This window comes from Collinsella aerofaciens, from assembly GCF_018785265.1.
Taxonomy (GTDB): domain Bacteria; phylum Actinomycetota; class Coriobacteriia; order Coriobacteriales; family Coriobacteriaceae; genus Collinsella; species Collinsella aerofaciens_AI.
The window spans coordinates 1-13,258 of sequence record NZ_WQPK01000032.1 but is presented as its reverse complement, the minus strand read 5'-3'; the positions used below and the strand labels follow the sequence as shown (position 1 = coordinate 13,258).

Below are 13,258 nucleotides of genomic sequence, written 5' to 3'. Positions count from 1 at the left end.
TTAGACGGGATATCGTCGGTCGCCCTCGCGCTGATGCGGTAGGTGCGGTACAGTTAATAGGTTACAGGCAGTGTTTACGCAAGGAGTACACGAGCACATGGCTGATTCCCAGACTGCAACCTCCGCGCCCGAGTTTAAGAGCGCCCACTTTATCGGTATCGGCGGCGCCGGCATGAGCGGCATCGCCCTCGTTCTGCACGAGCGCGGTTATGCCGTTACCGGCTCCGACCTTAAGACGTCACGTTATATCCGCCAGCTTACCCGCGCTGGCGTGAAGGTGCATGTGGGCCATGAGGCCGCCACGATCGACGAGGTCAAGCCCGACGTGGTTGTTGTCTCCACCGCTATTCCGGAGTCCAACCCCGAACTCGTGCGCGCTCGCGAGCTTGGTATTCCCGTGTGGCCCCGTGCCAAGATGCTCTCTGCTTTGGGCCACGGCTACACCACCGTCGCTGTTGCCGGCACGCATGGCAAGACTACCACGTCTTCGATGTGCGCCACCATGCTCGACCGCATGGGTCTGGATCCGAGCTTCTTGATCGGCGGCATCGTCGAGGGCTATGACACGAACGGCAAGAACGGCTCGGGCGACTACTTTGTCGCCGAGGCCGACGAGTCCGACAGCTCCTTCCTGTTCCTGAACCCCAACGTAGTCATTGTGACCAACGTCGAGGCCGACCACCTCGATCACTACTCGGGTATCGAGGAGATCGAGGCAACTTTCGCCAAATTCATGAGCCTGGTGGGCGAGGACGGCACCGTCATCGTCTGCGGTGAGGACCCGCATCTGGTCGAGCTCGCCAAGTCGACGGGCCGTCACGTGCTTTCCTACGGCTTTGCCGAGAGCAACGACATCGTCTGCATGCACCCGGATGTCAAGGGCATCCAGAGTGACTTTATCGTTCGCTTTGAGGATGGCACTGAACATGCCGTGGAGATCAAGAGCAATCCCGGTCGCCACAACATGCTCAACGCCACGGCGGTGCTCACCGTCGCCCATGTCCTGGGCCTTGACATCGACGCCGCCGCCAAGGCGCTCTCGAGCTTTGAGGGCGTTCGCCGCCGCTTTACCCACGTGGGCGATATCGATGGCATCACCGTGATCGATGATTACGGCCATCACCCCACCGAGATCAAGGCGACGCTTGCTGCCGCTTCGTCGCTGGGCTACAAGCACGTCGACGTCGTGTTCCAGCCGCACCGCTATTCGCGCCTGCAGGCCCTGTGCGACGACTTTGCCGATGCATTTGCCAATGCCGATAAACTGCTGCTGATTGATGTGTTCTCGGCTGGCGAGATGCCCATTCCGGGTGTTACCTCTAAGATGCTCGCCGATACCGTGCGCGCCAAGCATCCTGGCAAGGAGGTCGTGTACTGCTCCAGCCGTCTTGAGCTCAATCAGGAGCTCGAGCAGATGGTGGGCGAGGGCGACCTGCTGCTCACCATGGGTGCCGGTGACGTTACGACCGTCGGTCCCGAGTTTATCGAGTATCTGACTGCCAAGAAAGACGCTTAAGTCTAATGGGTCTGTTTAACGCCGTCATGGCGCTCTCGGGCATGATCGACACGGATGTGATCGAGGACGAGCGCCTTGCGCGTCATACGAGTTATCGTATCGGCGGCAAGGTCGACCTCTTTGTGACGTGCCATAGCTATCATGCCCTTCGCCGCGCCGTGGCGGTGCTCGATCGCGAGCAGGTGCCGTGGGTCATCATCGGCAAGGGCTCCAATCTGCTGGTTGCCGATGGCGGTTATCGCGGCGCCGTCATTTCGCTCGGACGTGAGTTTCAGCGCACGGTTGTTGCCGATGACGGTTGTACGCTGACGGTCGGTGCGGGCGTGATGTTTGCGCGCCTGGTCAACGATGCCCTGTCGCGTAGCCTCTCGGGCCTTGAGTTTGCCGTTGGCATCCCTGGCTCGGTCGGCGGTGCGATATCTATGAATGCCGGCACACGGACCGAGTGGATTGGCTCGCTGGTTGAGGATGTCGTAACGTTTGACCCGGTATCCGGTATCAAACATTATGCGGGGTCCGAGATCACTTGGGGCTACCGCGAATGTAGCCTTCCCCGCAATGAGATCATCCTCGAGTGCGTGCTCAAGCTTAAACCGGCGCCCAAGGCCGACATTCGCGAGCGCATGGAGCGGTACCTGACGAGGCGCAAGCGTACGCAGCCCATGGGTCGCGCATCCTGCGGGTCGGTCTTTCGCAACCCGCCCGATGCGAGTGTGGGCAAGCTTATCGAGGATTGTGGATTAAAGGGTTTTTCGATTGGCGGCGCGGAAGTTTCGCCCGTTCACGCTAATTTTATCGTTAATAACGGAACTGCCTCGGCCGATGACGTTGCCGCGGTTATCAGACATGTGCACGGAAAGGTGAGGGAGGCGTATGGCATCGAGCTCAGACCGGAAGTTAAATTCCTCGGCTTCTAGAGCATCGAAACCCACCTTCCGCCGCGCCGGAGGGCGTTCCGGCGCGCCTGCCAAACCTCAACGCAATACCGTCGCGCATTCTAAGTCTGTCGGGCATGCTCGACAGACCAGTCGTCCGGTCGTCGGCTCGCAGCTCGGTAATCGTCCGGCCGCAAAAAAGTCCTCGCGTCCCTCGGTGACGTCAAAGCCTGTTATGGGCGCCAAACCTGCCCGTCCCATGGCAACTCCTAAGCCCTCGACGGGAACTAAAGCGCCGCGTCCAGGTCGCACGCTGGGCGCATCGAAACCGCGCTCGCTGACATCGGTGCCGGCTACCGCCAAGAAGCCTTCGGGTAAAAAAAGCGTCAACCCGTTGTCTTCACTTGGGGCGATGGTAAATAAAACATCAGACGCCGCTTCTGTCGTTACAGGCAAAGGCAAAATCGTTGGCGGCGTTCTGGCCGTCTTGGCCGTGCTCGTCGTCGTTGCCATCGTGGTGATTAACTCTGGATTGTTTACCGCCACTGATATTCAGATTCAAGGCAGCGAGCATGTGACGAAGCACGATGCTATCCAGCTGATCGATTTGCCCGAGGGAACGTCGCTTTTTAACGTCGATCCCGACCAGATTACCGAGGACCTCAAGCAGAACCCGTGGGTCTCGGGCGTGGATGTCCAGCGCCAGTTCCCGCATACGCTCATCATTACGCCTATGGAGCGCAAGGTCATCGCAATTGCCTATATCAGCTCCGATGACCTTGCCTGGGCCATCGGGGATGATGACACCTGGATCGCCCCGCTGTCGACGTCGGTCGAAGTGGATGGCCAGGGCAACGTCATCACGACAGGGCAGGGCTCAAATACCCTGACCGGCATTGATGCCGCGCTGGCGCTCGCTAAGCACTATGGCGCGGTGTTGTTGACTGATGTCTCGGCGGATGTCGCTCCGGTTTCCGGCCAGGCGGTGAGCTCCAAGGCCGTTAAGGCTGGCTTGGATTATGTGCGTGGTTTTTCGAGCGAGTTCTTGGGACAAGTCAAGGATATTTCCACGCCTTCGGTCGAAGCCATCTCGGCAAACCTCAATAACGGCATTGAGGTGTCGCTGGGCGATTCGAACGATATCGTCAAGAAGGAGCGCGTAGTCACCAAGCTGCTTTCGCAGGTAGAGGGCGTAACGTATATCAATGTGCGCTCTCCGGGTAACTATACATTTAGGAACGCTCCGACCTCGTAGCGCTGGTTGATGCTTTGTTGAGGGGCCATACCACGCCGTTTATCTGGTTTGTTTGGTTTTCACGGTCAATTATTTGACTGATACGTTCATAATGTGCAAACATAATACGGTTTACCTTTGCATTTACTTTCAACCTGAAGGTTAATGTGCGTAGGGGTCGACCCATGCTATGGCTATAACCTTTGTTCGGAGGACCGACATGCACGAGACAGAGATCAACAACTACCTTGCCGTCATTAAGGTGGTCGGCGTCGGCGGCGGCGGTACCAACGCGGTCAATCGAATGATCGAAGAGGGCATCCGCGGCGTCGAGTTTGTTGCCATCAACACCGATGCTCAGGCACTCGCGATCTCTGATGCCGATATCAAGGTGCACATCGGCACCGACCTTACCCGCGGCCTGGGCGCCGGCGCCAACCCCGAGGTTGGCCGCAAGGCTGCCGATGAGTCCCGCGACGACATTGCCGAGGCGCTCGCTGGCGCCGACATGGTGTTCATCACCTGCGGCGAGGGCGGTGGCACCGGTACCGGCGCTGCTCCCATCGTTGCCGATATCGCGATGAACGAGGTCGGTGCGCTGACCGTCGCCGTCGTGACCAAGCCCTTCACCTTCGAGGGCCGCAAGCGCAAGAAGAGCGCCGAGGAGGGCATTAAGACCCTCTCCGATTGCGTCGACACCATGATCGTCATCCCTAACGATAAGCTGCTCGACATCGCCGAGAAGAAGACCACCATGCTCGAGGCCTTCGCGATTGCCGATGGCGTCCTTTCCCAGGGCACCCAGGGCATCACCGACCTCATCACCGTCCCCGGTATCATCAACCTGGACTTCGCCGATGTTAAGACCATCATGAAGCAGGCCGGTACCGCCATGATGGGTATCGGTACCTCTTCTGGGGACACCCGTGCCGTCGACGCTGCCCAGCAGGCCATCTCCAGCCCGCTGCTCGAGAGTTCCATCGATGGCGCCACGCGCGTGCTGCTCTCCATCGCCGGTTCCAAGGACCTGGGCATCCAGGAGATCAGCGACGCCGCCGACGTTGTCGCCAACGCCGTCGACCCCGAGGCCAACATCATCTTCGGTACCGTTGTCGACGAGTCCCTGGGCGATCAGGTGCGTATCACCGTCATCGCTACGGGCTTCTCCGACTCCAACGTCAACCGTCAGGACGAGCTCTTTGCTGCTCAGCAGTCTCAGAGCAAGGCCGCTGCCTCCGCTGAGCCGCAGCGCACCGCTCCTGCCACGAGCCCGGCTCAGGCCGCTCCGACCCGCAACGTCGGTGGCACCGAGCTTCCTAACTTCGGCAACGACCAGTTCGAGCTTCCCGACTTCCTGAAGCGCGGTAGCTTCTAATCGGTTGTTCTCAGCGTTTTGTATGGGGATGCGTCCATTTGGATGCATCCCTTTTTTGTTTCGCTTTTGTAAACGAAAGCCTCCAATCTCTTTACGTTCCCTTTACGTTTGCCCTTGGTGCAGCGGGTATCCTTTTAAGGAAGTATGACAGCCGCGTACATGCGGACTGCAGCGGCGATGCCGCGGTACTTGTGTTATTAGGAGGCTTTAGTATGGCAGCACGTGCGGACAGAGTTTCGCGTGTCGACCATGATGGAGTTACGTTGGTGGAGGGCACGACGTCAAATGTCCGTTTTGCCTTTACCGAGCGCACCGGTGGCGTTTCCGAAGAACCGTACTCCTCGCTCAACTTGGGCTCGCATGTAGGCGATGACCCCTTTTCCGTTCAAGAAAATCGTCGTCGTGCGCTTGATGCCATGGGAGCTGCCGAGTGCGAACACAACCTGCTTGTTCCCAATCAGGTACATGGGGATCGCATCGTTACGGTGACTTCGAACGGTGCTGATGATCTTGAGATCATTCGCGAACAGATTGCCGAGGGCTGCGATGGCATTGTGTGCACCGCGCGCGAGGTCCCCGTGCTGCTTTGCTTTGCCGATTGTGTGCCCGTGGTGCTGGTTGTCCCCGGTGGTTTCGCTGTCGTCCATTCTGGCTGGAAGGGCACGATAGCGCACATTTCCGCCAAGGCCTGCCAAGCGCTCTGCGAGGCAACAGGAAGCGAGGCGTGCGATGTCTCGGCATATATCGGCCCGCATATCCTGGGTGACGAGTACGAGGTATCGCAGGAGCTCATGGATCGCTTTGCCGCCGAGTTCGCATGCATCGATGCGAGCGCCTCTCGCATGCTTGATCTTTCTGCCGCGATTCGCGAGGCGCTTGAAGGCATCGGTGTCGCCACGGCAAATATCGTGGATACCGAGCTTTCCACCGTGCGTCAGAATGACCGTTTTTTCTCCTACCGTAACGAGGGCGGCACCTGCGGGCGCCATGCTGCGATCGGCGTGATGCTATGAGAAAGATCGTATCGCTCCTGAGCGCCGCGGTGCTCACGCTCACGCTGTGCGCCTGCTCTTCGGGATCCTCCACCTCTTCCATTACTGTGGCTGGCTCCACGACGTGCCTTCCCATCGCCGAGATTGCTGCCGAGGGTTTTAAGGAGGAGACCGGCATCGACGTGCTGGTCTCTGGCCTGGGCTCATCTGCTGGCATCGAGGCCGTCAGCGCCGGCACGGCCGATATCGCCAGCTCCTCTCGTGGCCTCAACGCCGACGAACAGGACCTGGGTCTGACCCCGATCGTAATCGCGCACGACGGCATCGCGGTCATCGTGAATGAGGACAACCCTGTTGAGAACCTCTCGACCGAGCAGCTCCGCGATATCTACGCCGGCAAGATCACCAACTGGAAAGAGGTCGGTGGCGAGGACCTGAAGATTCAGGTTATCAACCGCGACGAGGCCTCCGGTACGCGTGAGGCTTTCCGCACTATCGTGATGGACGGCACGCCGTTCGATCGCCGTTCGGCCGTTCTTTCGGGTACGGGCCAGGTGCGCGATGTCGTGTCCCGTTCGCGTGGGGCCATCGGCTACATTTCGCTGGGCTTCGTCGATAGCCTCAACGCCAAGACTTCGGTCAGGGCCGTCTCGGTCAATCATGTTGAGGCCTCCGAGAAGACGGTTGCAAGCGGGGGATATCCCATTTCGCGTGACCTCTACTTCTTTGTGAAGGGAACGCCTTCCAAGCAGGCTCAGGATTACATCGACTACGTGACGTCCGAGAAGATGGACAAGCAGATTCGCGAGGCGGGCTTTATCCCCGTCACCAATGACGGGAAGGGGAGTGAGTAGCATGGAAGCACAGGAAAGCCCCCGGACTGAGCAGACGGCTCAGGCACCCAAGAAGCGTGAGCTGGCGCTGGTATCGCGTAGCACTTATCTCAAAGAGAAAGCGCTGCAGTGGATCTTCTTTGCCTGCGCGTTCCTGGCGGTCGTCACCGTCATCCTGATTTTTGTCTTTACCACGTACTCGGCCCTACCCGTCTTTACCGATATTGGCCTGGCAGACTTCTTTAGCTTTACATGGGCACCTTCCGAGGGCCACTACGGCATTATGTCGCTGCTTGCCGGCTCGGGTCTGGTGACTGTCGGCGCCCTTGCCATGGGCGTCCCCCTGGGCGTGGGCACCGCCGTGTATCTGGTTGAGATTGCCAGCAAGCGCGTGCGCAAGCTCATCAGCCCCGCCGTCGACCTGCTGGCGGGCATCCCCTCCATTATCTACGGCTTCTTTGGCATGATCATCATTCGCCCGTTTATCGCTCAGCTGACTGGTGGCCTTGGCTTTGGTGCGCTGACGGCTTGGTTCGTGCTCGCCATCATGATTGTCCCCACCATCACCACGCTTACCATCGATGCCCTTAACTCCATTCCCATGGGCATCCGCGAGGCATCCTATGCCATGGGTGCCACCAAGTGGCAGACCATCTACAAGGTCGTGCTGCCGGCGGCCAAGCTGGGCATCGTGGACGCTATCGTGCTGGGCATGGGTCGCGCTATCGGCGAGACCATGGCCGTGCTTATGGTCGTGGGTAACGCCCCGGTCATCCCGGACAGCATCTCGAGCCCCATCTCGACGCTCACGAGCCAGATCGCGCTCGATATGAGCTATTCCTCGGGCCTGCATCGTTCTGCCCTGTTTGGCATGGGCGTGGTCCTGTTTATCATCTCCGCCGCGCTGGTGGGCATCGTCCGTTTGATTTCCAAAAATAAGAGGGGGTAGGCTATGTCCGATTCCGTTGACACGACGGTCGATACGACCTCGTCGCGCGAGCGCATCAAGCGTGCCCTTTCCCACGGTAAGAAGGGCCGTATCAACAAGGACCTATCAAACAAGATCATGCTCGGCGTGTTCCGCGCCGCGGCATATATCACCACGCTGGTGCTGGTCGCCATCATCGCCTACGTGGTCGTTAACGGTCTGCCGCATATCTCGCTCGACTTTATCTTCGGTTGGCCCCAGGGCGTAAACGCCGAGGGCGGAATTTGGCCCACGATCGTCTCGACTGTCTACGTGACGGCGCTCGCCATGCTCATCTGCACGCCGATCGCCGTGCTGGCCGCGGTCTATCTGGCCGAGTACGCCAAGCAGGGCAAGGTCGTCGAGCTCATTCGCTATGCCGCCGACGCCCTGGCATCGGTGCCCTCCATCGTTATGGGTCTGTTTGGCTACGCCTTGTTTGTCGAGGCCATGGGTCTGGGCCTTTCGATGATCTCGGCCGCTCTGGCGCTCGCACTTTTGATGCTCCCCATCGTCATGCGCACCACTGAGGAAGCCATTCGCGCCGTACCGCGCTATATCCGTTGGGGTGCGTACGGCTTGGGCGCCACCAAGTGGCAGGTCGTCTCAAAGATCGTACTTCCGTCTGCCTTTGGCCGTATCGCCACCGGCATCGTGCTTGCCATCGGTCGCGCCATCGGCGAGACCGCGGTGGTGCTCTACACCATGGGCCAGGCCATCAACCTGCCGATCTCGCCGCTCGATTCCGGCCGCCCCATGACGGTTCACCTGTACCTGCTCGCCAACGACGGCATCAACATGAACGCAGCTTACGGCACCGCGCTCCTGCTGATGGTGATCATTTTGGCCTTCAACCTGTTTGCGCGCTTCCTGTCGCGCAAGCGCCGCTAGTTAAGGAGTCCCATGTCCGTTTATCAGTCCGCTCCCACGCTGGAGCAAGCGGCCATCACGGCCAAGGATTTCAACTTTTGGTACGGTGACTTTCATGCGTTGACGGGGCTCGACCTCAATATCGCCAAAAATGCCATCACCTCGTTCATCGGCCCCTCGGGCTGTGGCAAGTCGACGTTTTTGCGCTGCATCAACCGCATGAACGACCTGATCGAGGGCACGCGCGTCGAGGGTACCATGACGCTCGACGGCAATGATATCTATGCCGAGGGTGTCGACCCGGTCGACCTTCGCCGTCGCGTGGGCATGATCTTTCAACAGCCCAACCCGTTCCCTAAATCCATCTACGAGAATGTTGCTTTTGGCCCTCGTCTGCAGGGCGTGACTAGCAAAAGCGACCTCGATGACATCGTGGAAGAATCGCTCAAGCGCGCCAACCTCTGGAAAGAGGTATCCAATCAGCTCAACAAGGATGGTTTGGCGCTCTCGGGCGGTCAGCAGCAGCGTCTGTGCATCGCGCGCGTGCTTGCGGTGCAACCCGATGTCCTTCTGATGGACGAGCCCTGCTCCGCCATCGACCCCACGTCCGTCTCTAAGGTCGAGGATCTGATGGCCGAGCTGGCGCCCGAGATGACGATCATCATCGTCACGCATTCAATGCAGCAGGCAGCTCGTATTAGCGACTACACCGCATTCTTCTTGCAGGAAGTTGCCGGCGAGCCCGCCACGCTCATCGAGTATGGTCAAACCGACGCGATCTTCACCAGCCCGGTGGACTCGCGGACGGAAGACTATATCACCGGCCGCTTTGGCTGATCGGTGCGACTAGTCCCAAGCCGATCGGACCTGGTCCGGTGCGTATTCACTGTGCGGGCGGCATGACCGCACCCAACTGATTGGAGTGAACCATGCGCAAACTGTTTTCCCGTCAGCTCGTCGAGGCCCGTCACGAGATGCTGAGCATCTACGAGGCCGTCGATCTGGCCCTCCACGATGCCGTGAAGGCCTATGTGACCGACGACCGCAAGCTCGCCACCAAGACCAAGAAGCGCACGCTTTCGATTGACGCACGCTGCGCCAACTTGGAGGCCGTCTGCTACAACCTGATCGCCACGCAGTCGCCGGTCGCCTCCGACTTCCGCTTGCTTCAGACGATCATCTATGTCGACTTTAACCTGCAGCGCATGACCGATAAGGTTCGCCAGATCTGCCGTGCCGCCAGCCACATGGTCAAGGCCGATATCTCGCTGCCTCAGGAGCTTGTGACCTTGGTTGATGCCGAGGCCGAGGCCGTCTACCAGGTGCTTGGTTCCTCGATCTCCGCTCTGGTCGCCAACGACATGTCCATCATCTGCAACCTGGCCGTCGAGGACGAGCCGGTGCATGCTGCCTATGAGAAGTTCTTCCGTACCTTTAACCGCATGGACGCCGGCGAGTTTATGGACGACGACAGCAACTACGATGACCTGCGCCGCGCCATCATGGTCTCGCGCTACCTTGATCGTATCGCCTCGATTTCCATCGATGCCGCCTGCCGTCTGACCTTCCTGCTGACCGGTCAGCGCATGAACGCCGGCGATATCGCCCGCGCGGACGAGGATGAGCTCGAGAGCATGCGCGTGCCTTCGGGCGAGGGCGTTATCATGAGGCCCGCCGTCGACGCGCGCTATGTTGCCAAGGTGCCCGCCAACGAGCTGAGCGAGGGCCTTCGCTACTTGCTTGAGCACCTTGAGGACGAGGATGATGGCGAGGACGACGAGGAGTAGGGTAGCCCCGTTCGTCAAAAGATTGTAAATACCCAAGTGAGCGCGACCTTGCGAATGCAGGGTCGCGCTCTTGCGTTAGCATGAGACTACTTGTTTGGCTGTCTGCGGAGGCGATTGGCAATGGATAATTATTTGGACTTGATGCGCGCTCGCCGCGAGCAGATTCTCGAGCGTTTTTATGCCGCACTCGATCGAGCGGGCCGCTCCCATGATGCCGCGCGCCTCATCGCCGTGTCCAAGACCGTTGGCGTCGATGAGACTGTCGCTGCGATTCAGGTGGGGTATCGACACTTTGCCGAGAACCGCCCGCAAGAGCTCGTCCGTAAGCTCACGGGCTTGGCAGACCATCCGGACCTGCCCGAGGTACGCTTCGATATGATTGGCAACCTGCAGACCAATAAGATCAATGCGGTGCTGGGCTCGGCCGAGTTGATTCATTCGGTGAGCTCGCTGCATTTGGCGCAGGCTATCTCGAGCCGTGCGGTCCGCAAGATTGAGGCGGGTGAGCTTGCCGGTCCTCAGCAGGTGCTCATCGAGGTCAATGTGAGCGGCGAGGAATCGAAGGGTGGATTTTCGCCCGATGAGATTCGTGCCGCCATGGGCGAGCTTGCAGAGCTCGAGGGAATTTGTGTGCAGGGACTTATGACCATGGCGCCCCGGGGGAATAAGGATGTGGCACGCCGCACATTTGCTGGGCTACGCGAGCTGAGGGATGAGCTGGAGGCGGCACATCCCGAACTGAGGCTGCCCGAGCTTTCCTGTGGGATGAGCGAGGACTTTGAGTCTGCCCTTGAGGAGGGCTCTACGCTCGTTCGCCTGGGCAGGGTAGTATTTAGCCCGGAGTTTGCAGTAAAATAAGGCTCTGAAGTGCGCACTGATTATCGGGGCGCCTGCACTAAACCGCGAGAGGACACAACCATGGGCTTCCTTGACGAGATTAAAAATAAGATGCACCTGGGCGGCCAGCAGGGTTACGACCAGGGTTATGGCCAAGACGACGACTACGGCTACGATGACGGCTATGACGATGGCTATCAGAACAACGGCTACAGCGGCGCCTCGGGCGAGGGCTTCTACACCCAGGACGAGCCGAGCAATGGCTTGCTGGGCCAGACGCGTCGTGGCGAGGCCGAGTCGGTTGCCGTGTACACGCGTTCCGGCCAGCTCGTTGGCGATGATTCTCGTCATGCCACGACGTATAACCCGCCTTCGCGCTCGCAGGACAGTGTTGCGAGCGGTTATCGTCCCGGTGCCTATGACACGCCGTCGAGCTACGCCGAGAATACCCGCGCCCGTGCCGCCGCTGCACCCGCGCCTGCACCGAGCGATGCCTCGGCCTATGCGAGCAATATCATCAACGCCACGCCGCAGCTGCCGGCCTATGTCCTGCGCCCCGAGAGCTATGACGACGTGGAGACCGTGGTGCGCCGCGTTCGCACCAAGCAGCCTGTCGCACTGATTTTTGTGGGCGTACGCACCGAAGTTGCCAAGCGCGTCTTGGACTTCTCTTACGGCTTTGCCTGCGGTCTGGGTGCCACGGTCAAGGAGGTGGGCGACCGCGTGTTCATGGTGCTGCCCGCCGGTTGCGAGGTCAAAGATTCCGATCTCAAGAAGCTTCGTGCGGACGGCTACCTTAAGTAAAGACAAGACGAGGAGATTCCCATCAACATCTACACTATCGTCCAGCTGGTCAACACGCTGTTCAACTTCTATTCCACGCTCATTGTCGTCTACTGCTTTATGACGTGGATTCCCATGAAGCAGGGTGGTTTGCTTCAGGATATTGCCGCGGTGCTTGATAGCGTGTGCGGTCCGTGGCTCAACCTGTTCCGTCGTTTCATCCCGCCGATGGGCGGTATCGATTTTTCGCCGGTCGTTGCGATTATTGCGTTGCAGTTGGTGCAGAGGCTGGTTCTGCAGCTTCTTATAGGTATACTCGTGTAGAACTGACTTAGTAACTTACGTCGGGCGTGTAGCGCCGAGGCGATGAAAAGGAGACTTGTTATGGCTATTACCCCTGCAGACATCCAGGCTCAGACTTTCTCTGAGGCCAAGCGTGGCTACGATCCTGCCGAGGTCGACGTCTTCTTGGAGACGCTGTCCTCCGAAGTTGACGCTATGCTCGCTAAGATTGTCGACCTTAAGGGTCGTCTGACTGCTACCGAGCAGCAGCTTGCCGATGCGCAGGCTCAGCTTGCCCAGGCTCAGGATGCCCCCGCCCAGGCCGTTCCTGCCGCCCCCGTGGCTGCTCCCGCCCCTGACTTCTCCGCTCAGGAGCGCCAGATTTCCGCTGCCCTGATCGCTGCCCAGCAGACCGCTGAGACCATCGTTAACGATGCCAACGAGAACGCTGAGCGTATCCGCAACGAGGCCGACGCCAAGGCACGCGAGGTTATCCGCCAGGCTCTGACCGAGAAGCAGGCCGAGCTCGAGGAGATCGATCGTCTCAAGGCTTCCCGTGAGGAGTTCAAGGCCGAGTACCTCAAGCTCATCCAGCACTTCATGGACGATGCCCAGAACTCCTTCCCGGCCGACCTCATGGCCTCTACGCCGGTCGGTTCCGCCGCTTCTCCTGCGGTGACTGTTCCCGCCGAGCCGCTGCCCGTCGCTGACCCGGTTGTCCCCGTGGCCGATCCTTTCGCTCCGATCGACAACTTCGCTGCCGACGATCTGGACTAACATTCGGCCTACAATTTAGTGCCTAGAAAGGACCCGCAGCTTGCGGGTCCTTTTTTATTCAAGACTTTAGTCTGCTGGCCGCGCAGCGGCCAGCTTTAAACCACCCGCTACGCGGGTGGAGACAAACGGC

The 13,258-nt window shown here is 59.5% G+C and carries 14 protein-coding genes; all 14 read left to right on the top strand.

Features of this window, described 5'->3' with window-relative positions; genetic code table 11:
• Positions 1–97: 97 nt before the first annotated feature.
• The 14 genes from murC to GPK42_RS05720 all read left to right on the top strand — a co-directional run bounded on the left by murC (position 98) and on the right by GPK42_RS05720 (position 13,128).
• Positions 98–1,516: a UDP-N-acetylmuramate--L-alanine ligase gene (gene murC / locus GPK42_RS05785; protein ID WP_215694146.1), complete on the top strand. Its 1,419-nt coding sequence runs from the start codon at positions 98–100 to the stop codon at positions 1,514–1,516.
• A gap of 5 nt (positions 1,517–1,521) precedes the next feature.
• Entirely contained in the window at positions 1,522–2,433 is a 912-nt protein-coding gene (gene murB / locus GPK42_RS05780; protein ID WP_215694144.1) for a UDP-N-acetylmuramate dehydrogenase, read from the top strand.
• A gap of 370 nt (positions 2,434–2,803) precedes the next feature.
• The gene (locus tag GPK42_RS05775) at positions 2,804–3,646 is read left to right on the top strand and encodes a cell division protein FtsQ/DivIB (protein WP_215694142.1); all 843 of its coding nucleotides are present in this window, start codon (positions 2,804–2,806) and stop codon (positions 3,644–3,646) included.
• Positions 3,647–3,845: 199 nt separating this feature from the next.
• The gene (gene ftsZ / locus GPK42_RS05770) at positions 3,846–5,000 is read left to right on the top strand and encodes a cell division protein FtsZ (RefSeq protein ID WP_022094491.1); all 1,155 of its coding nucleotides are present in this window, start codon (positions 3,846–3,848) and stop codon (positions 4,998–5,000) included.
• 212 nt (positions 5,001–5,212) lie between these two features.
• Positions 5,213–6,013: a purine nucleoside phosphorylase YfiH/LACC1 family protein gene (locus GPK42_RS05765; protein ID WP_215694140.1), complete on the top strand. Its 801-nt coding sequence runs from the start codon at positions 5,213–5,215 to the stop codon at positions 6,011–6,013.
• On the top strand, positions 6,010–6,846 hold the full coding sequence (locus GPK42_RS05760) for a phosphate ABC transporter substrate-binding protein (protein WP_215694138.1): 837 nt from the start codon (positions 6,010–6,012) through the stop codon (positions 6,844–6,846). Before GPK42_RS05765 ends, GPK42_RS05760 begins: the two co-directional genes overlap by 4 nt.
• Before the next feature lies 1 nt (position 6,847).
• On the top strand, positions 6,848–7,774 hold the full coding sequence (gene pstC / locus GPK42_RS05755) for a phosphate ABC transporter permease subunit PstC (protein ID WP_215694135.1): 927 nt from the start codon (positions 6,848–6,850) through the stop codon (positions 7,772–7,774).
• A 3-nt stretch (positions 7,775–7,777) separates the two neighbouring features.
• Entirely contained in the window at positions 7,778–8,683 is a 906-nt protein-coding gene (pstA, locus tag GPK42_RS05750; protein ID WP_215694133.1) for a phosphate ABC transporter permease PstA, read from the top strand.
• 12 nt (positions 8,684–8,695) lie between these two features.
• Positions 8,696–9,499: a phosphate ABC transporter ATP-binding protein PstB gene (pstB, locus tag GPK42_RS05745; protein WP_089571588.1), complete on the top strand. Its 804-nt coding sequence runs from the start codon at positions 8,696–8,698 to the stop codon at positions 9,497–9,499.
• A gap of 92 nt (positions 9,500–9,591) precedes the next feature.
• Complete coding sequence (locus GPK42_RS05740; RefSeq protein WP_215694131.1) at positions 9,592–10,449, top strand: phosphate signaling complex PhoU family protein; 858 nt, start codon at positions 9,592–9,594, stop codon at positions 10,447–10,449.
• A gap of 120 nt (positions 10,450–10,569) precedes the next feature.
• Positions 10,570–11,307 (top strand): YggS family pyridoxal phosphate-dependent enzyme, encoded by a 738-nt coding sequence (locus GPK42_RS05735; RefSeq protein WP_215694129.1) that lies wholly within the window; start codon positions 10,570–10,572, stop codon positions 11,305–11,307.
• Positions 11,308–11,367: 60 nt separating this feature from the next.
• Positions 11,368–12,090 carry a cell division protein SepF gene (locus tag GPK42_RS05730; protein ID WP_006234245.1) on the top strand — a complete coding sequence of 241 codons (723 nt, stop codon included), beginning with the start codon at positions 11,368–11,370 and terminating at the stop codon, positions 12,088–12,090.
• A gap of 15 nt (positions 12,091–12,105) precedes the next feature.
• Complete coding sequence (locus GPK42_RS05725; protein WP_040358293.1) at positions 12,106–12,393, top strand: YggT family protein; 288 nt, start codon at positions 12,106–12,108, stop codon at positions 12,391–12,393.
• Positions 12,394–12,453: 60 nt separating this feature from the next.
• Positions 12,454–13,128, top strand: a complete 675-nt coding sequence (locus GPK42_RS05720) for a DivIVA domain-containing protein (RefSeq protein ID WP_022094499.1) — start codon at positions 12,454–12,456, stop codon at positions 13,126–13,128.
• The last annotated feature ends 130 nt before the right edge of the window (positions 13,129–13,258 follow it).